Annotated in this window: 23 protein-coding genes; 7 read left to right on the top strand and 16 right to left on the bottom strand. The window is 61.7% G+C overall.

The genetic code is table 11. The annotated features are described in order from the left end of the window. Positions 1-199 precede the first annotated feature (199 nt). Entirely contained in the window at positions 200-1,624 is a 1,425-nt protein-coding gene (locus tag EV688_RS16655) for a Y-family DNA polymerase (protein WP_117319646.1), read from the top strand. A gap of 286 nt (positions 1,625-1,910) precedes the next feature. Continuing rightward, positions 1,911-2,258: a hypothetical protein gene (locus tag EV688_RS16650; protein WP_117319645.1), complete on the top strand. Its 348-nt coding sequence runs from the start codon at positions 1,911-1,913 to the stop codon at positions 2,256-2,258. 51 nt (positions 2,259-2,309) lie between these two features. Here EV688_RS16650 and EV688_RS16645 read toward each other — a convergent pair whose 3' ends face one another. From EV688_RS16645 to EV688_RS16635, 3 genes are read right to left on the bottom strand one after another with little or no spacing between them, the layout of a single operon-like run. Further along, positions 2,310-2,852 carry a lipocalin family protein gene (locus tag EV688_RS16645; RefSeq protein WP_117319644.1) on the bottom strand — a complete coding sequence of 181 codons (543 nt, stop codon included), beginning with the start codon at positions 2,850-2,852 and terminating at the stop codon, positions 2,310-2,312. A gap of 47 nt (positions 2,853-2,899) precedes the next feature. After that, positions 2,900-3,685, bottom strand: coding sequence for a transglutaminase-like domain-containing protein (locus EV688_RS16640; RefSeq protein WP_117319643.1), 786 nt, complete (start codon positions 3,683-3,685; stop codon positions 2,900-2,902). A gap of 2 nt (positions 3,686-3,687) precedes the next feature. Continuing rightward, positions 3,688-4,899: a Vgb family protein gene (locus tag EV688_RS16635; protein ID WP_205686745.1), complete on the bottom strand. Its 1,212-nt coding sequence runs from the start codon at positions 4,897-4,899 to the stop codon at positions 3,688-3,690. A 203-nt stretch (positions 4,900-5,102) separates the two neighbouring features. On the opposite strand from EV688_RS16635, the gene EV688_RS16630 reads away from it, so the two are divergent. Further along, positions 5,103-6,467: an L-cystine transporter gene (locus EV688_RS16630; protein ID WP_117319642.1), complete on the top strand. Its 1,365-nt coding sequence runs from the start codon at positions 5,103-5,105 to the stop codon at positions 6,465-6,467. 34 nt (positions 6,468-6,501) lie between these two features. On the opposite strand, the gene EV688_RS16625 is transcribed toward EV688_RS16630, so the two are convergent. After that, on the bottom strand, positions 6,502-7,494 hold the full coding sequence (locus EV688_RS16625) for a cytochrome d ubiquinol oxidase subunit II (RefSeq protein WP_117319641.1): 993 nt from the start codon (positions 7,492-7,494) through the stop codon (positions 6,502-6,504). 2 nt (positions 7,495-7,496) lie between these two features. Further along, positions 7,497-8,894 carry a cytochrome ubiquinol oxidase subunit I gene (locus EV688_RS16620; RefSeq protein ID WP_117319649.1) on the bottom strand — a complete coding sequence of 466 codons (1,398 nt, stop codon included), beginning with the start codon at positions 8,892-8,894 and terminating at the stop codon, positions 7,497-7,499. Positions 8,895-9,216: 322 nt separating this feature from the next. Between EV688_RS16620 and EV688_RS16615 the strand changes: the two genes are divergently transcribed. After that, the gene (locus tag EV688_RS16615) at positions 9,217-11,502 is read left to right on the top strand and encodes an NADP-dependent malic enzyme (protein ID WP_117319640.1); all 2,286 of its coding nucleotides are present in this window, start codon (positions 9,217-9,219) and stop codon (positions 11,500-11,502) included. A gap of 32 nt (positions 11,503-11,534) precedes the next feature. Here the strand turns inward: EV688_RS16615 and EV688_RS16610 are convergent, their stop codons facing one another. Continuing rightward, a complete protein-coding gene (locus tag EV688_RS16610; protein ID WP_117319648.1) occupies positions 11,535-12,290 on the bottom strand; it encodes a MauE/DoxX family redox-associated membrane protein in 756 nt (251 codons plus the stop codon). Positions 12,291-12,466: 176 nt separating this feature from the next. Here EV688_RS16610 and EV688_RS16605 point away from each other — a divergent pair, with 176 nt between their 5' ends. After that, positions 12,467-13,186, top strand: a complete 720-nt coding sequence (locus EV688_RS16605; protein ID WP_117319639.1) for a YebC/PmpR family DNA-binding transcriptional regulator — start codon at positions 12,467-12,469, stop codon at positions 13,184-13,186. Between the two features lie 49 nt (positions 13,187-13,235). Here EV688_RS16605 and EV688_RS16600 read toward each other — a convergent pair whose 3' ends face one another. The 6 genes from EV688_RS16600 to EV688_RS16575 form a co-directional block, all read right to left on the bottom strand. Next, entirely contained in the window at positions 13,236-14,141 is a 906-nt protein-coding gene (locus tag EV688_RS16600) for an esterase-like activity of phytase family protein (protein WP_162884011.1), read from the bottom strand. A gap of 276 nt (positions 14,142-14,417) precedes the next feature. Then, positions 14,418-14,762, bottom strand: coding sequence for a DUF6122 family protein (locus tag EV688_RS16595; RefSeq protein ID WP_117319637.1), 345 nt, complete (start codon positions 14,760-14,762; stop codon positions 14,418-14,420). Between the two features lie 25 nt (positions 14,763-14,787). Beyond that, entirely contained in the window at positions 14,788-16,074 is a 1,287-nt protein-coding gene (locus tag EV688_RS16590) for a cation:proton antiporter (RefSeq protein WP_117319636.1), read from the bottom strand. 142 nt (positions 16,075-16,216) lie between these two features. Next, positions 16,217-16,762, bottom strand: coding sequence for a DinB family protein (locus EV688_RS16585; protein WP_117319635.1), 546 nt, complete (start codon positions 16,760-16,762; stop codon positions 16,217-16,219). Positions 16,763-16,790: 28 nt separating this feature from the next. Then, positions 16,791-17,654 carry a DMT family transporter gene (locus tag EV688_RS16580; protein WP_205686744.1) on the bottom strand — a complete coding sequence of 288 codons (864 nt, stop codon included), beginning with the start codon at positions 17,652-17,654 and terminating at the stop codon, positions 16,791-16,793. A 209-nt stretch (positions 17,655-17,863) separates the two neighbouring features. After that, positions 17,864-19,207, bottom strand: a complete 1,344-nt coding sequence (locus tag EV688_RS16575; RefSeq protein WP_117319633.1) for a S41 family peptidase — start codon at positions 19,205-19,207, stop codon at positions 17,864-17,866. A 324-nt stretch (positions 19,208-19,531) separates the two neighbouring features. On the opposite strand from EV688_RS16575, the gene EV688_RS16570 reads away from it, so the two are divergent. Both EV688_RS16570 and EV688_RS16565 read left to right on the top strand, forming a co-directional pair. Further along, positions 19,532-20,281: a matrixin family metalloprotease gene (locus EV688_RS16570; RefSeq protein WP_205686743.1), complete on the top strand. Its 750-nt coding sequence runs from the start codon at positions 19,532-19,534 to the stop codon at positions 20,279-20,281. 43 nt (positions 20,282-20,324) lie between these two features. Then, on the top strand, positions 20,325-21,800 hold the full coding sequence (locus tag EV688_RS16565) for an aldo/keto reductase (RefSeq protein ID WP_117319632.1): 1,476 nt from the start codon (positions 20,325-20,327) through the stop codon (positions 21,798-21,800). Between the two features lie 16 nt (positions 21,801-21,816). On the opposite strand, the gene EV688_RS16560 is transcribed toward EV688_RS16565, so the two are convergent. The 4 genes from EV688_RS16560 to EV688_RS16545 all read right to left on the bottom strand — a co-directional run bounded on the left by EV688_RS16560 (position 21,817) and on the right by EV688_RS16545 (position 26,433). Next, entirely contained in the window at positions 21,817-22,227 is a 411-nt protein-coding gene (locus EV688_RS16560; protein ID WP_117319631.1) for a DoxX family protein, read from the bottom strand. A 142-nt stretch (positions 22,228-22,369) separates the two neighbouring features. Next, positions 22,370-23,977, bottom strand: coding sequence for an amidohydrolase (locus EV688_RS16555; RefSeq protein WP_117319630.1), 1,608 nt, complete (start codon positions 23,975-23,977; stop codon positions 22,370-22,372). A 137-nt stretch (positions 23,978-24,114) separates the two neighbouring features. Beyond that, on the bottom strand, positions 24,115-26,079 hold the full coding sequence (locus tag EV688_RS16550; RefSeq protein ID WP_240624469.1) for a S9 family peptidase: 1,965 nt from the start codon (positions 26,077-26,079) through the stop codon (positions 24,115-24,117). 48 nt (positions 26,080-26,127) lie between these two features. After that, the gene (locus EV688_RS16545; RefSeq protein WP_131917712.1) at positions 26,128-26,433 is read right to left on the bottom strand and encodes a hypothetical protein; all 306 of its coding nucleotides are present in this window, start codon (positions 26,431-26,433) and stop codon (positions 26,128-26,130) included. Between the last annotated feature and the right edge of the window lie 81 nt (positions 26,434-26,514).

Genomic DNA, 26,514 nt, shown 5'->3' with positions numbered 1-26,514 from the left:
TCCAAGGGCTTACTGCAAAAGGCAGAAAACATGAAAAATAGCACATGAAAGTTGGAAGAATGCGATTGACAGGTCACAACATATCAGTGGGCCACGCGGTAAGTTCGGTAATGCTCAGCCGCAGCACAAGCGCTGTGGCCCACTAGACGAAGCAAGCTGTGATCATGGATACTGTACATCCATACAGTATCGGTTTGTCATGCTCTGGTTGTGCTTACGATTCAACCGGCTTTCGCTGCAGTGCCTGAGCCGGGATGACGACGCCCCACGGGCCGTGGTGGCGCGGCAGCGATTGCTGTGCATGAACGACAGCTCCGCCGCCTGCGGCCTGCAGCCGGGAATGGGCATCGCCACGGCGAGGACACTCTGTGGCGAACAGGGCCTGCAGCTTCTCGAGCGCGACCCCGCGGCCGAGGCCCGCTGCCTGCAGGAGCTGTGCTGCTGGGCTTACGGCATCACGCCGAATCTCTATCCCTGGCGCGGCGACTGCCTGCTGCTTGAAATCGGCGGCAGCCTGCGGCTGTTCGGCGGGCTCCACAGCCTCCTGCGTCAGATCGATCGCGAACTCGGGCAGCGCCGCTACCATGTCAACAGCGGCGTTGCGGCCACGCCGAAGGCGGCCTGGCTACTCACCTTTGCCCCGACCGACATCGCGCTCGATCCGGGCCGTGCTCTGGAATTGCGCCTGGCGCCGCTTCCGCTGTCCCTGCTGGCCCCCCTGGCACCGGGCATTGACGCCCTTGAGCGGGCGGGACTGCGTACGCTGGGCGACCTTCTGGATTTGCCGGCATCCGCACTCGGCAAGCGCTGCGGTCAGACGCTGGTCTCTGTGCTGGGGCAGATCACCGGGCGTATCCACGACCGCGAGGCAGATTTCAGACCCCCGTCAACCTTCAGTGACAGCTACCTGTTCGGCTACGACATCGGCAATCTGCAGGAAATGCAGCCTGCCATCACGCTGCTGCTGCAGTCACTGCAGCATTTTCTGCACAACACACAACAGCAGACGCGGGAGATTCACTGGCACTTCATCTGCGCGGACCGCAGGCGACAATCGCTGTCCGTCCGCGCCAGCGAGGGCATGACCAGCGCCAGACACTGGCGTCTGCTGACCACGGCCCGCATGGAACGCCAGACCTTGATCGAGGGCGTGGAAACCATCGTGCTGGAAAGTCCACAGCTGGAGTGCGCAACCCAGGTCAGCGCCGACCTGTTCGGCCACGCCGACGACGAGCCGCTCGAGAGCCTGCCGGACCGACTGCGCAACCGCCTGGGCCTGCCGGCGGTGCAGCATGTTGCACCGCGCAGCGAGCATCTGCCGGAATTCGCCGTACAGTGCACAGCCGAGCCCGCCTCGATGCGACACACGAGCCACGCACATACCTCGCTGCGACCCTTCTGGCTGCTGCCACAGCCGCAGCCTGCGCGCCAGCAGGACTCACAGACGCTGTACTGGAACGGCCTGCTGACGCTGGTCTGCGGTCCGGAGCGCATCGAGGACGGCTGGTGGCACCGCCCCGCCAGTCGCGACTATTTCGTGGCAAAAAATGCCCTCGGCGAGGCATTCTGGGTATTTTTTGACCGGATTGAGCGGCAGTGGTTTGTCCACGGCATATTCGACTGACGCGAAAAAGCCACAAGCCACTGTTTTTAAAGGATTTAATAAGGGTTTAATCAATCCTGCGCCAACGCGTCGTTTATGAATTTATTGTGACAGTACGGTTACAGTCTGGCTTTTCGTGAGGCGTCGACATAATATCGGGTCGTCCCTAACATTTTTATATGACAGGAATATGACAACCCTATGAATAAGGGCGCAAACGGTAGCAGGACATCATGCCGCCAGCGCCAGACTGCCACAGCTCCCCAGCCAAGGGAGTTTTATCGCCGGGAGGCGAAGGAGACAAACCATGAAAACAGGCTTCAGCATTGCATCCGCACTCGCGCTGGTTCTCGCGACACAGGCGCACGCCGAAATCACCCAGGACTGTATTCTGGAAGGCACCGTCAACCAGACCCGCGCCGCTTCCGGTAGCGAAGAAGTCCGCCTGGTGTTCCGCACCGCCGAACGCGGCGAAGAAGCCCCCTGCCGCATGTCACGCGCGGATCGCAGCCGCCGGATACAGTTCAAGGTTCCGAGCGACAACGACATCGTCGATGCGCCGCATGGCGCGAAGGTAAAATACCGCTACACCGAGGATGTCGAGGGCAAGCGTCAGTGGCGCCTGATCGATCGCAGCGACGAGAGGCGTCTGTAAAACCTGCGAAGAGATACGCTGCGGGACTACCCAGGTCCCGCAGCTCCGGTGTTACTGCGAATCCGCGTCGCGCGACTGATCCACCCAAACGAGATCGTCGATGGCAAAGCCCAGCGCCTCGGCCTGACGCACGAAATCGTCCTTGACGGCGTCGTCGACTGAGGGTGAACGTGCCAGCAACCACAGATAGGAGTGATTGTAACCGGACAAAAATGCGGTTTCGTAATCGTTCTTATCCAGGTCGAATACCACGTAGGAGCCGTAGAACGGGCCGAAGAAGGACACCTTGAGATGGGCGATGCTGTCATCTTCCACGAAGTACGCCTTGCCCACCGCTTCACGCCATTCGCCGTCCTCGGTATCGAAACCGCGATTGACCACTTTTATCCCGCCATCGTCACGGACACTGTACGTTGCGTTGACTGACTCCAGTCCACGCTCAAAGCTGTGATCGAGCCGCGCTATCTCGTACCAGCGGCCCAGGTAGCGCTCGGCCTCGAAGTCACCGACCGGCTCCACGCCATCCGGCATGCCGAGGCATCCCGACAGCGACAGAAATGCCGCCAGCAGGATAAGCCATTTGATTTGCCGCATGTCTTTCCACCTCTCATGTGCCGCTGCGCCCATCGCGCGCGGCCCGTTCAATCAATACGTTCGACACGGGTTTCCTGGCGGTTGCAGTTCACTGGCGCACCGAACTGGTTGTAAAGCGCCACATCCGCCGCGTCGCGGCCGTAGCCGATGACCACATAGCCGCGGCGCAGGTTCTCCTGGGTCGCGTCAAAGGTATACCAGCGCCCTCCCACATAGGCCTCGAACCAGGCGTGCATGTCCATCGGCTGCAGATCGTGCAGATAGCCCACTACAATCCGGGACGGGATACTGAGACTGCGACACAGGGCAATACCCAGATGCGTGAGGTCACGACAGACACCGGACTGACGCAGGTTGACCTCAACCGCCGATTCGGGAAATTCGCTGGTCCCGGGCAGATAGCGGATACGCTCGCGGAGCCAGGATTCGATGGCCGCTACCTGATTGTAACCGGGTTGCTGACCGGCCGTGATCTCGCTCGCCATGGTGTGGAAGCGGTCCGACTCGCAGTAACGACTGGGGAGGAGATAGGACAGCGCCGAGTCGGGCAAGTGCTGAACCTCGATAAATGGCGCGCCGGGCCCGCGATCCGAGTTGTCCGCGGTCATCACCTCAGCCGAGGCATGTACCGCAAACTCGCCCGGCGGAGCCACCAGGCGCAGGCACAGATTGCCGAACGTGTCGATGAATTCCGAGGCTGCCACCGTCGGCGACAGTCGACACTCCTCCTGCGCGACCCACTGGTTGGGGCCGCGGTAAGGTCGCAGCATGAGTACGAAGGGCGTGGGCTCGGTAATGGTGAATTCCAGCTCGCAGCGGGTCCTGAGCCACATGGTCAGGGCTCTATCCTGACGCGGCCGACGCGATTGCTACTGCTCTGGTGGATCAGCAACTCGCCGGCAGCCGTCACCCACATGTGCCGTATGATGCCGACGCCCGACGGAATGGCCCAGCTCTGGAACTGCTCGGTCGCCGGATCGAACCGCACCAGCGCATCCGGGCGCATGCCGGACTCGTTGTACCAGACCACATCGTCGATCACTGCCAGCGCATAGGGGTGAGAATCGGGTCCGCTCGGCGAGGGCCACTCCTGTATGCCACCGGTGGCGGGATCGAGTCGGCCGATGCGGCCCAGGCTGGAGTTCACGAACCAGACCCGCCCCTCGCTGTCGAGGTCAAGCCGGCGCACGCGCGACGCGGGGTCGGGCAACTCGAAATAGGTTACCTCCATGCTGTCCGGCGCCATGGCACCAATACTGTTGGTACCGTTATAGGCGACCCAGAGCCGACCCTCGGGGCCCACGCGTATGCCATAGGGCCGCTGGCGTGTCTCCACCTCGTGGATATCGCCCGTGTCGGGGTCGAGCCGACCCAGCCGCCCCGCGTGCTGCGCGGTAAAGTAAAATTGTCCGTTGGGGTGAAAAACGCCGGTGTGGGGATCCCGTGCCTCGGTGGCGTATTCCTGTATCAGCCCCGTGTCGGGATCGAGGCGACCGATGGTGGCGTTGCTGTTGCCGAGGTACCAGAGATTTCCGTCGCTGTCGGGCACGATACTGTGCGGACGCGCCGCCGGCGGCAGGTGGTACTCCGCCATGTCGCCGCTTTGCGGATCCAGCCGACCGATGAGGCTGGCCCACATGCCCGTCCACCAGATCATGCCGTCCGGGGTCTCTACCGGATCGCGGGAACGCTGACCCAGCGTAGGCACCAGCCACTCATCGATGCGGATACGGGTGTCGCCCTCGACCAGCGTTGGGCGGCGGCTCTCGTCGGGTTCAATGGCCTGCGCCAGGTATGACGCGAGTGTCTCTGCCTGCGGATCGGCAAGATCCACCATGCTGTCGATCAGTGCCCGCCACTCCGCCGCCGAGGCAAAGCCGGCGGAGCGGGTAATGACGCTGATACTGTGGCAACCACTGCATACGGCCTCCACCAGGTTTTTCTCATCCCCCTCGGGGAGCGATGAGATTTCGCGTGCGGCAACAACGGGCAGCGTCATGGCCGCCAGCAGAGACAGTACCACCCAATCACGTAAACAGCGCTGCATCACGATACTCCTTTCGAATTCCGCCAATCACCTTCAGCATAACGCATGTGTGTGCCAATGTGGGCGAGCCGTGGAAGCACTGTACCTCACCCCCTGCTGTAGCGGCATCTGACAACGCCGGTCGACGTCCTCAGCTGGGCCACTGGTTGTATTCTGCCGCCGCGCGCGCCATCCTGCGCGCTGCCCCCCTTGCGAGGTCCGGTATGTCTGCTCCTGTTATTCTCAACCTGATCGCCTTTGCCGGCGTTATCGTTGCGCTGTCACGCCTGCGTGGACCTCGAATCACGCTGTCCCGGCGCATCCTCGCCGGTCTGATCGCCGGCGTGCTTTTCGGGCTTGCCCTGCAGCTGTTATATGCCTCTCAGGCGCAGATCATCGATGACACGCTGGTGTGGACCGGCGTCATAGGCAGCAGCTATATCAACCTGCTGCGCATGATTATCACGCCGCTGGTGCTGGTCATGATGATTGCCGCCGTGGTGCGCATGCAGGATGTCGCGGCCCTCGGCCGGATCGGCGGCATGGTCATTGGCATTCTGATCGGCACCACCATGATTGCCGCGCTGGTGGGCATCAGCGTCACCCGCCTGTTCGGTCTCTCCGCCGAGAGCCTCACGCGTGGTGCCCGGGAGATGGAGAGCGCGCGTGATCTCAGCAGCCAGTATGCGGAATTCGGCGATCTGGGACTCGCCGACATGCTGGTGCGCTTCATTCCGTCCAATGTCTTCCTCGACCTGACCGAGGCACGGCCGACCTCGATTATCGGCGTGGTGATTTTCGGCATCCTGTTCGGTATCGCTGCCCTGGGTGTCTCCCGCGAGAACCCGGAGCGCGGTCGCGCCATCCGCGAGTTCATCGACACAGCCCAGGCCATCGTCATGAAGCTGGTGCAGATGATCATGGCGCTGACGCCCTACGGCATACTCGCGCTGATTACCCGCGTCGTGGCAGGCTCCGATGCCTCGGACATTCTCAACCTGCTGGGCTTCATCGCCGCGTCGTACCTCGCCATCGCGATCATGTTCGGCGTGCATGCAACCCTGCTCGCTCTGAGCGGCATCAACGTGATCCACTATATCCAGAAGGTATGGCCCGTGCTCACCTTCGCCTTTACCTCACGCAGCTCCGCCGCCAGCATTCCGCTCAGCGTGGAAACCCAGATCGATGCCCTGAACGTGCCACCGCCGATCGCGAACCTGGCGGCCAGCTTTGGCGCCACCATCGGCCAGAACGGCTGCGCGGGTATTTATCCGGCCATGCTGGCCACCATGGTGGCACCGAGCATGGGCGTCAACCCAATGGATCCCTCCTTCATTGCCGGCCTGGTGGGTATCATTGCGATCAGCTCCTTTGGCGTTGCCGGGGTTGGCGGTGGTGCGACCTTTGCGGCGTTTATTGTGCTTCCGGCCATGGGCTTTCCGGTGACGGTGGCGGCACTGCTGATATCGATCGAGCCGCTGATCGACATGGCGCGGACGTCACTGAACGTGAACGGCTCCATCACCGCCGGCGTCCTGACCGGTCGCTATCTGGGAGCCCCCGGGGCGCAGGCATCTCCCGCCCGCTAACCCCCGTCGACCCTGCGGGTGGGGCCACCCGCCGTCATCCGTAGCTGAGCGCCGTCACCTTGCCGTGAAACACCCGGTACACATACACGGTGTAGAACAGGATCATCGGCAGAGTGAGTACCACGCCGACCAGCGCGAACTGCAGCGACTTCACGGATGCGGAGGCCTCCCAGATGGTGAGCTGTCCGATCACGATGTACGGAAAGAGACTGTAGGCAAGCCCCACGCTGGCCAGCACACAAATGGCCATGGTGGCGGCAAACAGGATCCAGCCCTGGCCGCGATCCAGCAGTTCATCGCGGCGCAGCACGTAGATGATCGTCGCGTAGGCTCCGAGGGATAGCAGCGGCACCGGCGCCAGCCACAGGACATTGGGCCAGTGGAACCAGCGCGCCGCGATGTCGGCACTGACCAGCGGTGTTGCGATCGACACCAGCAGCAGCCCGACGCCCATGGGCCAGACCGCCCGGCGCGCCCAGACTATGGACTTGTGCAGAAGCGCCCCCTCGGCCTTCATGATCAGCCAGCCACAGCCCAGCAACAGGTAAAGGGCCGGCAGCATCAGGGCAATCAGGCTGGCAAACAGCCACTCCGTTGCCGATGACTGCAGCCCGGTCACGTAGGCGCCGAGCATCCAGCCCTGGCACATGGACGCCAGCAGGGAACCCCCAAAGAACGCCCGGTTCCACAGCGTCCTTCGATGATCACCCGCCTTGACCCGCAGATCGAAAGCCACCCCGCGCAGGATCAGCCCCATGAGCATGAGCGTCACCGGAAAATACAGATGCGTCAGCACCATGCCATGGGCCACGGGAAAGGCGATCAGCAGCACGCCGACGCCCAGGACAATCCAGGTCTCGTTGGCATCCCAGAAGGGGCCGATGGAAGCCACCATCAGGTCCTTCTCCTCCTCGGTGGCAAATGGCATCAGCATGCCGACCCCGAGATCATAGCCATCGAGGATCACGTAGATGAGTAGCGCCAGGCCCATCACGCCCATGTAAATGATCGGTAACCAGTACTCCATGCTCAGGCTCCCTGCGGCAATTGCGTGTCGGCGCGGGCTGACGCCAGCGTCAGCGATGCGGCGGGCTTCAGCGCCAGCTGCCGGAGGGCGGCGACGTAGGACAGCAGCAGAAACGCGTACAGCAGCACGTAGCCGAAGAGCGTGCCACCCACGGTAGCCGCACTGTGATCAGCGGCGACATCGCTGACCCGCAGGAGACCCTCCACGATCCAGGGCTGGCGGCCGATTTCCGTGACGTACCAGCCCGCCAGCACGGCAACCCAGCCAGAGAAGGTCATTGCCGACAGGGCGAGCAGGAGTGCAGGCCCGGGGTGCCGACCACCGGGCTGCCGGCCACCGGCCGTTCCATCCCCCGACGGCTGGCCCGCGCGCAGCTGCCAGGCCGCCCACCACGCGACAATCAGCATCAGCGCGCCGATTGCAAGCATGATACGGAACGACCAGAACACGATGCCAACCGGTGGATGGTCACCCTCGAAGTCATTCAGCCCCACCACTTCACCGTCCACCTCATGCGTGAGAATCAGACTCGCGGCATAGGGCACTTCCAGCGCAAAGCGGTTACTGCGGCTTTCCGCGTCGGGCAGTGCGAAAATCGTGAAAGGCGCCCCGGCTTGGGTTTCCCACACCGCCTCCATGGCCGCCACCTTTGCCGGCTGATGCTCCAGTGTGTTCAGGCCATGCAGGTCGCCGAGAACGATCTGCAGCGGCGCCGCCACAGCCGCCACCAGCACACCGGTGCGCATGACCTTGAGCGTGCCGGAACCGGCCACACCGCCGCGCATGCGCCAGGCACTGACGCCGGCGACCAGAAAGGCGCTGGTAAGGATGGACGCTACCAGCATATGGAAGAAGCGGTAGGGGAAGGAGGGATTGAAGATCACCTCCCACCAGCTCTCCACCATGATCACACCGTTGTCGACGCTGTAGCCGGTGGGCGTCTGCATCCACGAGTTCAGACTCAGTATCCAGAATGCCGACAGGGTGGTGCCAAAGGCCACGAGGAAGGTCGCGGTGAGATGCATGCGGTTGGAGACGCGATCCTTGCCAAACAGCATGATCCCAAGAAACGACGCCTCGAGAAAAAACGCGCTTAGCACCTCATAGCCCAGCAGGGGCCCGGCCACATTGCCAGCCTTCTCCATGAAACCCGGCCAGTTGGTGCCGAACTGGAAGCTCATGGTGATACCGGAGACCACGCCCATGGCGAAGGTCAGGGCGAATACCTTGACCCAGAAGCCATAGGCGTGCTCCCAGTCCCGATTACCGGTGACCGTGTAGCGCCAGCGAAAGAACAGCAAAAGCCACGCGAGACCGATGGTGATCGCGGGGAACAGGATATGAAAGCTGATATTGGTCGCGAACTGAATGCGCGCGAGAACAATGGGATCCGTGAGCATGCTTGCCTCCAGTGAATCAAACCACGGCTGGAACGCCGCCTGCACCACATTTCGATGCGGTAACCCGCCCGGGCAGTGACAATCCTGAAATGTTAGCAAGTAACAGGCCAGATCCTGGCATCACGCTTCCAGCGATTCCATGCTATTGATTGTTAACGATATTTCAGAACTGCTGATGCCCGGCGCTCGTGCGTGTTGGTGCCCCAGAGCGGTCGCAAAAACAATAATTGGCAAGACGCGCCAAAAATGACAATACGTCTGCGCACGCGTCAGGCCCGGCGCCGATGCTTTATACTCGGGTTTTTTTCAGGGCGGACGCACCATGGACAACAGCAAAAACCGGGAAGCCGCTCGTCAGGCTGCCCTGCACTACCACTCGCATCCCAAGCCGGGGAAGCTGGAAATCCGCGCTACCAAGCCGCTGGCCAACGGCCAGGACCTCGCCCGCGCCTATTCGCCCGGGGTGGCCGAGGCCTGCATCGAAATCCAGAAAGACCCGCAGCGGGCCGCCGACTATACCGCCCGCGGCAATCTCGTCGCGGTTGTCAGCAACGGCAGCGCGGTGCTGGGTCTTGGCAATATCGGACCGCTGGCGGCAAAGCCGGTGATGGAAGGCAAGGCGGTCCTGTTCAAGAAGTTTGCCAATATCGACTGCTTTGACCTTGAGCTTAACGAGTCTGACCCCGAGAAACTGGCCAGCATCATCTGCGCCCTGGAGCCGTCCTTCGGCGCCATCAACCTCGAGGACATCAAGGCACCGGATTGCTTCATCGTCGAAAAGCTCTGCCGCGAGCGCATGAACATCCCGGTTTTCCATGACGACCAGCACGGCACCGCCATTGTGGTCGGCGCAGCTGCCACCAACGCCCTGATGCTGGCCGGAAAGCGCTTCGAGGACATCAAGGTCGTCTCCGCCGGCGGCGGCGCGGCGGGCATCGCCTGCCTGAACATGCTCGTCAAGCTGGGTGTACGCCGTGAAAATATCTGGCTGTGCGATATCCACGGGCTGGTCTACGCGGGCCGCACGGAGGACATGAACCCACAGAAAGCGGCCTTTGCGCAGGACAGCAGCGGACGCAGCCTGGACGACGTGATTGACGACGCCGACTTTTTCCTGGGTCTGTCCGGGCCGGGCGCCCTGAACGCAGACATGGTGAAAAAGATGGCGCCACGACCCGTGGTGTTCGCGCTGGCAAACCCGAACCCGGAGATCATGCCCGATGAGGTGCGCTCGGTAGCCCCCGACGCCATCATTGCCACCGGCCGCTCGGACTACCCGAACCAGGTCAACAACGTGCTCTGCTTCCCGTTCATCTTTCGCGGCGCGCTGGATGTGGGCGCGACGGAAATCAACGATGCCATGCAGATTGGCTGTATCGAGGGCATCGCGGCGCTGGCGCGGGCGACCACCAGCGCCGAGGCCGCCGCTGCCTACCAGGGCGAGCAGCTGGTATTCGGGCCCGACTACCTGATTCCCAAACCGTTCGACCCAAGGCTGATGGGCGTGGTGGCAACCGCGGTGGCGAAGGCGGCCATCGAGTCGGGCGTGGCGACGCGGCCGGTCGACGATTTCGCCGCCTACAAGGCACGTCTCGACGGTTCCGTGTTCCGGTCGGCGCTGCTGATGCGTCCCGTGTTTGCCGCCGCCGCACAGTCGCAGCGACGTATCGTGTTTGCCGAGGGCGAGGACGAGCGCGTGCTGCGCACTGCCCAGGCGATCGTCGAGGAGATGACCGACCGTCCTATTCTCATCGGTCGCCCGGACGTTATCGCCAGCCAGAGCGAGCGCGCGGGTCTGACCATCCGACCCGGCGAGCATTACGATATCGTCAACCCGGCGGATGATGCCCGCTACCGGGATTACTGGGAGACCTATCTCAAGCTGATGGCCCGACGCGGCGTCACGCCGGATCTGGCGCGGGTGATCATGCGCACCAACACGACCGCTATCGCCGCGATCATGGTGCACCGGGGAGACGCCGACAGCCTGGTTTGCGGCACTTTCGGCCAGTACCTCTGGCACCTGAACTACGTCAGCCAGGTGCTCGCCCGCGACGGACGCAAGCCGCTCGGCGCGCTGTCTCTGATGATCATGGAAGACGAGCCGCTGTTCATTGCCGATACCCATGTCCATCCGGAACCCACACCCGAGCAGATCATGGAAACCGTCATGGGGGCGGCACAGCATGTGCGTCGCTTCGGCCTGACCCCGAACATCGCCCTGTGTTCGCATTCCCAGTTCGGCAACCTGGATATCGACACCGGCCGCCGCATGCGCAGGGCGCTGGAACTGCTGGCGCTGCGCGAGCCCGACTTCGACTACGAGGGCGAAATGCACACGGACAGCGCCCTGGATCCGGAACTGCGTCGACGCATTTTCCCGGACTCACGACTGGAAGGGCCTGCAAACGTGCTGGTTTTTGCCAACAGCGACGCCGCCTCAGGGGTGCGCAATATTCTCAAGATGCGCGCCGGCGCGCTCGAGGTCGGCCCGATACTGATGGGCATGAACAATCGCGCACACATCGTCACGCCATCCATCACCGCCCGTGGACTGCTGAACATTTCCGCGCTCGCCGGAACAGACTCGGAACACTACGGTGGCTGACATCCGCGTCGAATCCGCTGCCGCCCGGGGCTCTACAGTACGTAGAGACGCAGCGGCATCCAGATCCCCATGCCCATCATGATGAGGTTTTCGGTGAGCGAGACAAACCCCAGCGGCACGTTGCTGTCGCCGCCGACACAGGCGCACTTGAGTTCGCGGCGGTCGATATAAACCGCCTTGAACACCGATATCGCGCCCACGGTTCCAATGAACAGGGCGATGGGCGCCGCCAGCCAGATCAGGGCGCCCGCCAGCATCAGAATACCGGCCAGGGTTTCCGCGTAAGGGTAGACGTAGCCGTAACGCACCTGGCGCTGCGCCAGCAGATCGTAGTTCAGAAACATGGTGCTGAAGCTTTCGATATCCTTGAGCTTCTGCAGTCCGAGCAGGGTCATCGCGATAGCGATGGCATACTCTGCCAGGAAAGGGCTCACGAGCGTCCCCCATACCTGCCAGTGCATTGCCACCCCCATGGCAAGGGCCGTTGCAAAAAGGACAATAACCGGCGCATAGGTGGTCTCGTCGCTATCCGGGACATCCAGTCCCAGGTGCTCCCGCACCTCCTCATAGCCGCCGATCCGCTCGCTGGCAATAAAGACCTGCGGCGTGGTATCCACGCCATGCTCGGACTTGAACGCGTCGATTTCCTCACGTGATGTCAGCGTGTGGTCATCAACCTGGTAGCCCTCGCGCTTGAGAAGATCGAGAGTCTTGAGCCCGAAGGGACAGACGTGTTCGCGGGTCTGCATGCGATACAGGCGGGCTTCCTGCGTGGCGGCACTGTTCATACTGGCCTCCGTAACATAAAAAATGTGCAGATAGCCTATCATGCCGGTAAACCCTTGCTCCGTGCGGCGCTCCACGCTCAGCGGAGTCCGCCGCGGGGACACACATTTACGCTTCACCTGACGCCGCCCCATCGTGCACAATTCACCGCCTCGAATCTGCAACACAGGACACCCGCATGGGCCGCGCTTACCAGAACCGCAAGGATTCCATTGCCAAGACCTCCGATGCCAAAGCCCGCGTCTACAGCAAGTATGCCCGGGAGATCTATGTCACGGGCAAGGCAGGCGGGACGGATCCCGACGGCAATCTTGCCCTGCGCAGCCTGCTGGAGCGCGCCAAGCGTGACCAGGTGCCTGCGCATGTCATTGAAAAAGCCATCGACAAGGCAAAAGGCGGTGGTGGCGAGGATTTCGCGCTCGCCCGCTACGAGGGCTTCGGGCCAGCCGGCAGTATGGTTATCGTGGAGTGCCTCACGGACAACAATAACCGCACCTTCGGCGATGTGCGCCTCTGCTTTACCAAGACCAAGTGCAAGCTGGGAACGCCCGGCAGCGTCAGCCATCTGTTCGACCACAGTGCGATTCTGGTTTTTCCCGGAGACGATGAAGAGGCTGCGCTGGAAGCGCTGATGGAAGCAGATGCCGATGTCACCGAGATCGAGTGCGAAGACGGCATGATCAGCGCCTTCGTTCCACAATCCGATCACTTCAAGGCACGCCAGGCGCTGCTGGATACCTTCGGACCCATCGAGTTCGAGGTCGACGAGGTGCAGTTTGTGCCGCAGACCTCAGTGACGCTGGAATCCGACGACGATATTCAGACAATGGAGAAGCTGCTGGACATGCTCAACTACCTGGACGACGTGCAGAACGTCTATCACAGCGCGAACTGGTGAGGTCGCACTGCTGCGGCACACCTGCCCCGGCCGGGCAACGCTCCTGGGTTCAGGACCCGCTGGACTGTACGGGCGATCGCAGATCAAAGGCATAAAGCAGCGTGCGTTGCCGGCTTGAAAAGTTGTCGTCCGACACCAGCCACAGGCGCAGGCTGCTATCCCCTCGCCGCTGCAGCGCAATACCCTCAAAGTTGTCCGTGCCGTGACGCGGCTCCAGACGAAGGATCCGCCTGGCTGGCAGGATCGACTCTCGACCCGGCAGCGGGAGGGCGACGACCTCAATGACATTCCCCACCAGTGGCGTGTAGCTGCGCAACACCGCGTAAAGCGTGGCGCCAGCCCGGTCAATGCCGGTAAGGACGGGCGCGCCACGCCGGGGAATAAGCCCGACAAGCCTGGCAGTGCCCATGGCGTCCAGCTGCGCAATGGGCAGGCCAGACTCCGGGGATTCGATGGCCAGAAGCAATTCACCCTCCTCGGTCAGCGCCAGGCCCTCGGCACCCCCGTTCGCCGGCATCGCATCGCGCAGTCCGGCAATACGGCTGCCGAATTGCGCGACGCTGACACCCCGGGCCGCCGCGCCGCAGCCCGCGAGATCGAACGCGAGAACCCGGTGTTCGCGCTCGAAACTCACGAACGCCATGCCCTCGCGCAGGTCGAGACCCTCCGCGTCACGCCATCGTTTATCGGCAATCACCGCGCCGCTGGCATCGCGCATGGGTGCAATACGTGCGGCCGAGGGGGTGCCATCGGTCATCCGGATCCAGACGAAGGCACCCTCGTCGGAAACGGCAAGGAGATTACCGTCGGGCTCGGCCACCAGACCGGACAGCCCGCCGAAAGCCGGGTCGGCGCTGCTGAGGTGCCAGCCGGCGACGAATGCCGCCCCGGGAAGATCCTTATCCGGATCCACGTCGCTTAGCGTCACCTTGCTCACGTCAAGTGCAACACTCACACCCCGCTCCGGCGCCGTTCCTGAAGGGCACGACGCGATACGCAGCGGTTCTACATGCTCACCGAGCTGCCAGAAGGACGCGGACGGCACCATTGATGGAGCATCACGGGACGAGCACGCAGCCAGCGTGAAGGCAACTGACGTGCAGGCAAGCAGCGCGACGCAGCGGCACGCGGCGCGCGCCACGGCCAGCGGCTTCCCGATTGTCCGCTGTGCAATTCGCGCATATCGGCCTTCCGGCATTGCAACCCCCCCTTCTCCGTTCGCTGCAGCCGGTCAGACCACACAATCCAGGGCGTCAAGCGCCATGTGAATCAGTAACCCCAGCCCCGCCAGATGTACGACACCCAGCGCCTTTCCCAAAGGCTCCGCCACAGCCGTCCGGCGGAGCAACAGGGGAATCGCGAACAGCGCAGCGTAGACCGCGATCGTTTCTGTGGAATGCAGCGGATGAAAACCGATGGAGCAGCGGTCGGGATCATAGACCGGATCAGCCAACAGGTGGTCGACGTCGACAAGCATGGTCGCTGCCATGATGAGTGTCGCAGATCGCCAGCGAGGCCGATAAACGGCCAGGGCAACCAGCAGCGGAACGATGAAATGCAGAGCAATATGAAGCACGCCCGGAACGCCTCTTAACGGCCCACTATGGCCACCACTTCGACATCATCGGCTTGACGGTAAGCCCGTGCACGATTATCGACAGCACAATGACAATCAAGGTGACGTGGATCAACTGCAGGGCCAGTTCCTCGGGAAGGCCTGCGACAATAGCGAACATCAGGTAGTAGATGGAGCCGATGCCACGCACGCCGAACCAGCCAACCAGCATTCTCAGCTTCATGGGGGCGCCGGAACCGATCAGCCCGACGAGAACACTGACGGGCCTGACGACAACAAACAGAAACAGGGCCAGAGCGACGGCCCTGAGACTCCAGGAGTCAAGGAACAGCATGCCGCCCAGAAGCAGAACGAGGGCCACCTCGGACAGGCGCTCCAGCGACTCCTTGAACTCCAGTGACCCCTCGGACACCTGCGGGCTGGGTTTCAGCGTGGATCCCACCTGCTGCGCGGGGGGTGTATGCGTGGGCTCCGGGCCGCCCGCCGCGGTTGCCCGCCAGTCGAGCTTCAGCTCAGACTGGCGAAAGGAGAGAGCTGCGGCGAAAACGCCAAGGAAGCCCCAGGATTCGATGAACAGGCAAACACCATAGACCACGCCGATCAGGCCGAGGCCAAGAAAATCGCCCAGCAGCCGATCCCCGATATCGACAAATCGCTGCCTGTGAACCACGTGCGCCAGCAGGCGACCCAGCACGAGCCCCACGGTCAGCGCCGAGAGGGTGGACCACAGGACATCCTTCAGTACCCACATGCCCAGCGCCTCGTAGCCAGTCGGAGGCGACAGCAGAAGCAAGCCGAGCATGATGAAGGGAAATGCCGTGCCATCGTTCATGCCCGCTTCGCTGGTCAGCGTGAAACGCAGCGGATCCTTGTCACCCATGTGTCGAACCTGGACCTCGGTCGCGAGCACCGGGTCTGTCGGCGCCAGAACAGCGCCGAGAAGAACGGCGGCACCGAGCGGCAGCGCCAGCACATAGAATCCGAACGCGGCGGTCAGGGCGACGCTGATGGTCATAGAGACAAACGCAAGCCGTACCGGCACGCGCCACTCGCGCCAGATGAAAGGAACCGGCATCTTCATGCCGGCAACGAACAGGGACACCAGCACGGCGATTTCGGCGAGGACTTCCAGCAGGTGGGCCTGCTCCAGCGGATTGAAGTGAAACGCGCCAACAATCGAGGGGCCCAGAATCACCCCGACGGCCAGGTACACCAGGGTGGGAGTGAGCTGGAAACGCTGCAGGAAGGTCGAGCGCAGGCCCATCAGGATCAACAGACTGCCAATAATCAGGAACCATGCGGCGATGGACAAGCGAATTCCCCTGCCGGACGAAAGCAGGCCCGGCCGTTTTCAAGGCGGGCCCGCAGAGATCTGTATCATGCGCCTGTTGCGGGTGAATTCAAGCGATCACAGTGAATCCGGTGAAACACACTGTCAGGAATCAAGGTGTCTATCAGGCCGGCTGACCCTCCTCGGGAACCATCACCAGCAGATCCGTCACCCCGACATCCACCCCTGCCTGCGCCAGCAGCGTGGAGACCTGCCCACGGTGGTGAGTCTGATGATTGAAAAAATGAAGAATCACGCTCGAGAATCGCTTGCTGGAGGGAATCCCCTTCATACTGTGGAAACTGAAAAGGGAATCGAGATCTGCCTTGGTGAGTTCGCTGATCCAGCTGATGATCTGCCGATCCAGCCAGATGCGATGTTCGCGCAGGCGATCCAGATCCTCAAAGAGGATCTGATCCAGTCGCGTCGGCGACGGCAGTTCAGCCACTTCGCGCAGGCAATCCGGGCTGCCGGGGTGTCCGGAGAAGCGCTGCAGCCAGATGGTGTCGCCCACGACGATATGATTCAGTGTCCCGAGAATGGAACCAAAAAAAGCGCCCCGGTGCTCGATAAGATCCCCGGCCGGGAGCCGGCTGGCTGCCTGGTAGATATTCGTGTTCATTGTCTGGTTGTAAAGTGCCAGAAGTTCAAAATGGTCTTTCACGCTCATCGGGGTTCCTTGTGTGTCAGCGTCGCTTTCATCGGGCACCCGACGATACGCCAAGCGACGTCACTGTGACCAGAATCAGCGCCATGCCGACAAACTGCACCGCAGCCAGATTGTCACTCAGCACCAACACCCCGAACAGCGATGCCGTTACCGGCTCTACCATCGCCACCAGTGACGCCACGGCGGGCGCAGTATACTTCAGGCCGATGACGTAGCAGATGAAAGACAACCCTCCACCGAGCAGCCCCAGCGCCAGGAACAGTGGCCAGACGGCTGAATTCATCGCGGCCATCACCGACCCGACCCCGGCAAAGGCGATCAGGAGCGCCACCAGTGTGGCGAACGCGATGGCGAGAACGGCCTGTGGGCTGCCATGGCGCGCAGCGTACTTGAAGCCGAAGATAAACACCGCGTAGGCAAGACCTGCGATAAGGCCGGCGCCGACACCCGTCGGAGTGATGGCCTGTGCATCGACGTTGTATACGCCAGTCAGCAGGACAATTCCCAGCACCACAACAACCACCGCCACCGCCTTGGCGCGGGTGGCGCGCTCAAGCCCAAGCAGGAAGGAGGCAAGGTAGACAAACACCGGGGCGCAATACATCAGCGTTGCCGCCACTGCCACGCTACCCTCCCTGATACTGATAAAGTAGAACGAGAAATTGCCGGCAACGCCAATTCCCGCGACTGCCGACCAGAGCCACAGACGGTAATTTCCCAGTCCGGCCCGGGCTGGACGCAATGCCAGCCAGACACAGACGAGCAGCAGCCCGATACCCCCCCGGTACACCGCCAGCACAAAGGTGTCCCAGCCGTCGGCCAGGAGAATGGCGCCTATGCCGCCGGAGAGGCCCCAGAACAAGGCCGCCAAGACCACCAACAGCGTACTCATGCCTCCCTGCAGCTGTAAGGCAAGCGTCTTCATCCTGCTGCCTTCAAAGGTGGACGGAAACGCTAGCCCCGGCCCTCATCGAGATAGTGCAGACGCAGTCAGCCCCCTCTTGGTCGCCCACCTGCAAATACTGGGGGTCGAAACCATAGCCGGAGAGACTCTCGAATCGCGCATCCGGTGTTCGCAGCGCTTGCATTGGCAGTTCCTCCTCACGCGTCACAGCTGGACAGGATTGCTCGATTCGCCCCGCGGGTCAAAGGGCCTGCGGTTTTCCGCGCAGCAGAACTTTCCAGGGCCGCTGCCTGTGCCGGTAAAAAAGTTGCGCGAAGAGCCAGATGGGCAAGAGCCGCGGCGAGTGGTGCATCGCGACCGACATTGCCCTGGATGACGATGTCGGGCATGACACCCTCCCCCTCTATCACCGTCCCATCCAGCGAAAGCTCCTGAACGGAAAGATAGAAAATATAATCGACGTCACGGTCAGCAAATACGCCGCGGCCGGCTGTAAAGGCTCCTGCAGTCGTCGTGCCCAGAACGGTAACGTTATCTTCCTTTCGAAACTGATAGGCCAGAGACTCCTTGCCACTGCGAGTGCCGCTGTTGATGATCACCGCCAGCGGCCCCATCCAGGATTTTTCGTTGACCCCGGGTTCGGCCTGCACCGGACTACTCGTGCCATTGCTGTCCGTCGTCGTGTAAGTGAAATAATTGGCACGATCCGGGTAGAACGGATCAAGATAGGGCCACCAGGCTCCACCATAGCCATCCCGCAGGTCCAGAATGAATCCATCGAGCTGCCCTTCCAGGGCGTCGGTAACGCTTTCCTTCAATGTTTCCAGAAACGTCTCGTGCGTGCCTGCCCAGAGATGCAGATACCCGATACGTCGACCGCCGCAGTGCATGACCTGTCGGCTTGCACGGGTGGCACTCGCCAATGCGCGGTGGTAACTCTGAAGCACCGGGGTGAGCACGATCTCGTGCTCCCTGCCCTCCCGCAGGAGGTGTATGCGGGTGGCAGCGGGCCGCTGCCATTGGAGCAGAGACGTGAACGGGGTTCCATCGACGGCCAGCAAGCGATCTTGCCGCTGGATTCCGGCGCTTGCGGCGGGCGACCCTTCCAGGACGGCACGAACAAGGCCGGGGCTGTGCTCGTCCAGTTGAACGCCAATGGTATACAGCTGTGGCGAATCCAGATCCCGCGTTGAGAAAAGGGATCGAAGAAAATAATAGCTCTGGTGCCGGCGGTCATAGAATCGGGTGTGCGACACGCCAAGACTGCCGAGAAAGGGGTTAAGCGCGTCGGCGAGGGCCAGGCTGTCATCTGCCCGAAGCCGGCCTTCAAGGGTCTCCAGCGTCAGCGGATCAAACCGCTTTGCGAGGTGCGAGGGATAGATGCTCTCTGCCGCGACTTCCCAGATTTCGTTCAGTAATGGAATGGCATCGGGGCCATGAGGGTAATCGGCGGAGGATGAGTCTCCCGGGGACTGTGAACTTGCGGCGCCCGAAACGCCGATCAGGGTCAGCACCGTCGCCAGCATCGGAATCACGCGCATGCCAGAAAAGCCCGGATTAAAGTCGTGCTCGCATGATAGACCATTCAGCCTCCGCACGCGCGATGACCGGGAAACGCTTTCTGCGACGTGCTTAGCATTATTCCGTCGCGAAATTGACAGGCCCAGCTGCAGTCGGTAGCGTCATTTTCAGGCTCAGCAGCAGCACAGGAGCCAGAGGTACCGCCCCTTTTATTGTGGGCAAAAGCGGGGCCTTTCGTCAGTGCGGCATCGCACTTTTCGCTGTGCCAACCGAACACACCCGCGCGCCATCAGAACGCGCTTTCTGAGGCGATGCCACGATTCCTTCGTTGCCAGGAGACTGCGGTGAGAAAAGCGACGCGTGCGCACGGGTTCATGCTGGCATTGATTACGGCCGGCTGTCTGGCAATTCCCGCATCGGCCCAGGCCGCTGAGGACGGTTATCGACTATTGGAGCGTGATGGCTACAACGTGAAGTGGGGTGAACGGCGACTGGGTATCGGAGCTCGCATCAGCTACGCCTTCGCCCGCGAGACACTGCATATGGATGACAGACGGGCCTGGCTGGCAGATGCACGCAACTGTGGTCATCTGGCGCCGGCTGACGCGCTTGCTGGGGAACATCTCCCAATGGAAACTCTCGCGCGCGAGACAGCCTCCGCATTCCGTGTCTGGGAGCGTGCTGCAAACCTGTCTTTTCATGAGGTATCAGACATTCGCGATGCCGATATTGTCATCGGCGCGCAGGGGGAGCCACGACGGCGGGCATTCGCCAATGTTGCCTACACCGCCGATGCCGATGACGGCGTACACGCCATTGAACAGGCGCTGGTTTGTCTGAACCCTGAAGAGGTCTGGAAGGTCGGCTTTGACGGCAATGAGAGTGTTTACGATCTGCGCTACACATTGATTCACGAGATAGGCCACGCCATTGGCCTGGACCATCCGGGGCCTTCAGGACAGGTGATGGGGTTTCGCTATACAGAGGCGTTTCACGATCTGCAATCCGGCGACCTGCGCGGCGTACAGCGGCTTTATGGACATGCCGAAGGCAATCGCGACGACAGACTTGTTGACCTCGCGGATGGCGTGTAACTTTCCGACTCCGTTGTCACGTCGCTCAGGAACCGCAAAGCCCATGGTCAATCCAACCCCCGATACACTTTACACTGATCTCGCCCCCGACCTTCGGATCAATCGTGTGGTCACCGGGCTCTGGCAGATCGCCGACATGGAACGCGATGACCGCAGCGTGGACCTCCTCTCCGCCGCGCAGAGCATGCAACCTTATGTCGATGCCGGCCTGACAACCTTCGATATGGCGGACCACTACGGCTCCGCCGAGGACATTGCGGGCCTGTTCCGGTCGAACTGCAATCCGGGTGACAGCTACCGGGTGCTCACGAAGTGGGTACCGGAGCCCGGCGGATCATCGGCAGAGACGGTACGCACCGCCATCGAGCGCGCCCTGAAGCGTCTGCAGACAGATCGCATCGACCTGCTGCAGTACCACACCTGGAACTATGGCGACCTCAGTTACATCGACGATCTGCACCATCTTCAGGCGCTCAAGGCGGAGGGCCTGATTGGCCATATCGGCCTGACCAATTTCGACACCGCGCACCTTCGGGTGGTGCTTGACTCCGGAATCGAGGTGGTAAGCAACCAGCTTTGCTTTTCGCTGCTGGATCAGCGCGCGAGCGGGCAGATGGCTCAGCTTTGCGCAGAACGCGGCGTCAAGTTGCTGGCTTTCGGCACTCTGGCGGGGGGGTTTCTCAGTGAGCGCTGGCTCGGCAAGACCGAACCTTCCAACGAAGCCCTCGCCACCTGGTCACAGATGAAATACAAGCGCTATATCGATGCGGCCGGCGGCTGGGAACCCTATCAGGCACTGCTTAGCACACTGCAGCAGATTGCCGAGGCCCGCAGTGTGTCCATGGCCAATGTAGCGACGCGCTGCATTCTTGATCATCCGGCGGTAGCGGCTGTGCTCATCGGCGCCCGACTTGGCGAGAGCGAACACATCACTGACAACCTGCGTCTACAGGCCCTGGAGTTGACTGCCGAAGACCACGCCGCCGTCAGATCAGCGCTGACCGCGTTGACCCCCATCCCCGGCGACTGCGGCGATGAATACCGCAAACCGCCCTTCCTCACCGCATCGGGCGACCTCAGCCACCACCTGAATGAGATGCCGCCACCCTTCCCGACCCAGTCCGTGGGAGAGGATCGGGTGCTGGCCGGCTCTGGCACCTCCTGGGAGGCGCTAGCAGGTTTCTCGCGCGCAGTCCGCGTCGGTGACCGGATACTCGTCTCAGGCACCACCGCCACACACGGAGACAGGGTCATCGGCGGCAGTGACCCCATGTCGCAGACGCATTTCATCATCGACAAGATTGAAGGCGCGCTGCGCTCGCTCGGCGGGCGCCTTGAGGACGTGGTGCGCACACGAATCTTCGTGCGCGACCTCAATGACTGGGAGCCAGTGGCGCGGGCACACGGACAGCGATTCTCCGACATTCGGCCGGCCAATACACTGGTCGAGGCTCGCCTGGTTGGTGATGATTATCGCGTCGAGATTGAAGCAGAGGCAATCATTAGCGAAGGGAGCTGAGTGCTATCGCGTGGGGTCAGGCGCTACCGCCCCGCGTCCCCCCGCGCAGGACATGATCAAGACTCCATTCTCCACCGCCTGCCACGGACAGATACAGGAAAACAAAGCAATATAGCACTGCCAGCTCACCGCCATTCACCATGGGCCAGAATCCCTGGGGCGCGTGCGCCATGAAGTAGGCAACCGCCATAAGCCCGGAAAGAACGAACGCGACAGGGCGGGTGAAAAACCCGACCAGCAGAAGCAGACCGCCGAAGAGCTCAAGCACGCCGGCAACCCCCGACAGCGAAAAGAGATCAAATTCACTACGCGGCGGAGCGGGAAATCCCAGCACCTTCTGTCCACCATGCTGCATCATCAGGAACGCCGAGATAATCCTCAGAATACTCAGTACACGGGGATGCCAGGCGGCGAGTAGATTCTCCATACAGGATGCTCCTTCTGTTTGCTTAGCGGTGGATTCAGGGCCTCTTCAAGCCGCCAATGTGCTGTCGATCGCACACAGCGCACTAATGACGGCTCGGCAGAACCGTTAACGTCACTGCCGAGCGTCAATGTGCGCGGTAGCGCTACTCGCTATCCGGACCCGTGAGCAGCGGATACTCCACACCCAACTGCTCAAGGTAGGTCTCGTACTTCGAGGGGTCGTAGTAGTACTTGCGCAGTTCATCCCGGTACGTGGCCATTATCTCGACATTCTTGTCGATGGCCGGCGGATCATCAGCGCTGATAAACGGCACATAGGATTCATTCGCCGTCTGCTCCTCGCGGTAGTAAGTCCAGGCACTCTCCACCAGATCAGGGTCCTGCAGCAGATCGATCATGGTTGCCGCGATGACTTTCGCGCCAGCCGTCGCACCCTTGTGGGCAACGGGCGTCGCCATAGCAATAGCGCTGGACCAGTGATGTCCGGTCCTGCCGTCGATATTGGAAGGAAAGCGCAGGGTTACGGTCGGAACGCTCCAGGACACATCGCCGATATCATCGGATCCGCCCGACTTGGGCTCTTCCCGGGGTGCGGCAAGTTCTTCTATCTCGGTCTTCAGGCCGGTAATTTCGTCAGCCTTCATGTACTCCTGAAACACCCGCGCAAAGGCCTGATCATCGTCTGACCAGTCCGGCATGCCGACGGCGCGCATATTCTCGTACATGGCCTCGGCGATAGGCTTGTTGAAATGTCGTGGATAGGCGGCACCGATGATGCGCCGCGACACCGTGGTATCCGTCATCATGGCCGCGCCCTCGGCGACCCGCTGCAGCGTCGCGAAGTTTTCGCGAATATGATCCGCGGTTATCTCGCGGATGAAGTACCAGGCCGATGCCTTTGATGGAACGACGTTCGGCTGATCGCCGCCGTCGGTGATGACGGAATGCGATCGCTGCAGCGGACGCAGGTGCTCGCGACGATAATTCCAGCCCACGCTCATCAGCTCAATGGCATCGAGAGCGCTTCGCCCTTTCCAGGGATCCCCCGCTGCATGAGCCGACTGGCCTTCAAACGTGTATTCGACGGAAACCAGACCAGTACCCGTCGCCTGGCCCCAACTGACTTCCATGCTGTCGCTGACGTGGGTAAAGAGAACCGCATCTATCCCGTCAAAACGCCCATCGCGCGCGTACCAGGCCTTGGCGCCGACCAGTTCCTCGGCGACACCCGGCCAGACCACGATCGTGCCAGGGAGGCCGTCACGCTCCATGATCGCTTTCACCGCAAGCGCCGCAGTAATGTTCACCGCCTGGCCGGAGTTGTGGCCCTCACCGTGTCCGGGTGCGCCCTCGACGAGCGCCTTGCGATAAGGCACACCGGGCACCTGGGACGACTTGGGAATGCCGTCGACGTCAGAACCCAGTGCGATGACCGGCTTGCCGCTGCCCCAGGTAGCCCACCACGCGCTGGGCAGACCGGAAACCCCCATCTCTATGCTGAAGCCCTTGGCTTCCAGCATGTCGGTCAGGTAGCGCTGCGATTCGAACTCCTGAAACGCCAGCTCCGAAAAGGAGAACAGGCTGTCGACAATTTCCTGGGTGAGCTTTCTTTTCTCGTCGACCATGGCCGCCGCTTCGACTTTCAGACCCGTCAGTTTCGGTGCGGCTTCTGCCGCATCACTTTCATTCTGTGCATTTACCCCATTGCTGAAGGCAATGATGCCTACAGCCAGTGCCACTATTTTTTTCATATAACTCTCCCTGAGTTTCCCCAACGTATTCTGGCGAGCATTGATAATGCACGATTCCTGTTGTCATTTCACGCCGGCAATAAACGGCACTCCCACCGGGGGCTCACCGTCAGCCCTGGGCAGATTACTCCAGTCACTCAGTGCGATGGCGCGCCCAGGTTGTCGATTGCCACAGCCGGCAAGTTATCCGCGGGTTCAAATCCCAGCACACGGCCATAAAAGTAGAGTTCGGCCTGGCGCGAGGAAATCTGGTTTTCGGCCCGGCGAAAGCCGTGTGACTCGCCCTCGTAGGCAATGTAGGCGGTGGGCACGCCTTTGTCCTTCAATGCTGCATGAATGGCCTCCGACTGGTTCGGTGGCACGATGGGGTCATCCAGGCCCTGCAGGAGAATCAGCGGTGCCGAGAAACCCTCCAGCGCATGAATTGGCGAGCGCTCGATATACAGATCGCGACGCTCGGGATAGGGACCGATAAGCTGATCGAGATAGCGAGACTCGAACTTGTGTGTGTCCCGGGCCAGGGCCTCGATATCAGAAACGCCAAAATAGGAGGCGCCTGCGGCAAAGGTTTCATGGAAGGCGTGCGCGGCCAGCGTGGTGTAACCTCCGGCACTACCGCCGCGAATGATCAGCCGCTCAGGATCGGCAAGGCCCTGCGCCGCCAGCCAGCTTGCGCCGGCGACCGCATCCTCCACGTCACTGATGCCCCAGTTGCCGTAGAGCGCACGGCGATAGTCGCGTCCAAAGCCAGTGCTGCCACGGTAGTTGAGGTCGAGAACGGCAAAGCCACGACTGGTCCAGAAGTAGTGTCCCGGATTGTAGCTGACCCCCGCCGATGCGGTGGGTCCGCCGTGCACGCTCACAATCAGCGGCGGTGCCTCGCCTTCCGGCGCCTCGGCATCGGGGTTCTGTGGTGGGAGATAAACGCCGTGCGCCTCACCACCGGGCACCGGAAAGCTGACCTGCCGGAATTCCGGGATCCAGGGCACCGCCAGCCCCTCGTCCTTCGAACGCCGCAGCACTCTGGTGATCGATCCCGTCAGATCCAGTTCGACGAGGGCCGTGGGCTGCCCGGCAAAACCTGCCGTGAGATACAGCCGTTCGCCGAGGATGACGATATCGCTGTAGGAGACCGCCCCCGTATCGAGCCGTCGCTGACCGCCATCGCCATCGACAAGGTGCAGGGTTTCCACGCTACCACGCCGGGCAACGACCAGGAGCTCGCCGGTGTCGAGGAAGTGATAGTAGCGACCGCCGATTGACCAACTCGGTCCGCCAATCTCTACGCCCTCCAGGCCGGTTGGCAGGGGCGAGAAATCCTCGCCCTTCACGGCGTAGGGGCGCCACCAGTTGTCCCGGTCCGACAGGGCGAACAATTGATTGTCGCGGCGCCACTGCGGATCAATGACGGACTCCGCGCTTTCGGGGTTGTGGGTGACCAGGTTGGCGAGCCTGCCCTGCTCATCAAAGCCTGCGCTGTGCAGACGGGTGTTGTCCCAGGGCATGTTGGGGTGCATCCAGGTGGTAAACGCGACGCGGGTGGCATCCGGCGACAGCCGCGGCGCCGACACAAAATCCGTCCCCGAAAAGAGAACCTCTCCCTCGCTCATGCCGTTCGTTGGCAGGGCAACGAGACTGTTCACCGGCTCGCCGTCCTCCCGGTGGTCTTCACGAATACAGATCAGCCGGTCTCTGGCGGCATCGAAACTGCAGCCGGCGAAGCGCAGCTCGCCCTCGGGCGTTATCGGAACGGGCTCCTCACCCGGAACGAAGCTGTAAAGTCGCTGGTCCGCGAAATTACTGAACCACAGCCTGCCGTCCGCGACGAGCAGACTGCCGCCGCCGTATTCCTGAAGGCGACTGCGCACGTTATAGCGCTCGGGCAAAAGCTCCAGCGGCTCCTCACCCTCACGCCAGCGCATGATCGTCATGCGGCCACCCTGTTCGGGCCGCGATTCGAGCCAGAACAGGTATTCGCCATCCCGATGGGGGCTGCCGAGTCCACGGCTGCCTTCCACCAGTGACTCAGCGCTTATCGGCGAAGGCCAGCTGCCATAATCAAGCACGGATTGCGGACTGACCATGGTTAGCTCCTCGTTCACATTCAGTCGCCACTGATGGTGCAAGGCACCCCGGAGATGGATACAGCATCACTCATCAGGCGTTTCACGCCAGTCCTCCAAGGTAACGTCCCGCGCAGGAAACGCAACGTTGCTGAAAGGCCAGACCGAGGCCAGCCAATCCCTTGTCGTTTGGTAAATGCGTGCTTCAAGTCCATCTGCCAGTCGGCTCTGGCGTGCCCAGAGGTATACCTCGGCGTCGTACCCGCGTTGATGCGTGGGATAGATATAAATGCAGCCGATAACCTGTGACTCATCCAGCGTTACCACCGTGTAGGCAAACGAGCGCCGCCGCTGAAATTCCTTCTGATGCCACCCCAGGTCGGTAGATGTCAAGATAGTTGCCGCGTAAATCATCCGGTTTCTCGTAACTGGTGACTATCGACGCTCTGGCCACAAAGACCTTCTCGCTCGGGG

It is taken from the genome of Chromatocurvus halotolerans (assembly GCF_004340525.1).
Lineage (GTDB): Bacteria > Pseudomonadota > Gammaproteobacteria > Pseudomonadales > Halieaceae > Chromatocurvus > Chromatocurvus halotolerans.
This window is presented reverse-complemented; position numbering and strand designations above follow the sequence as displayed.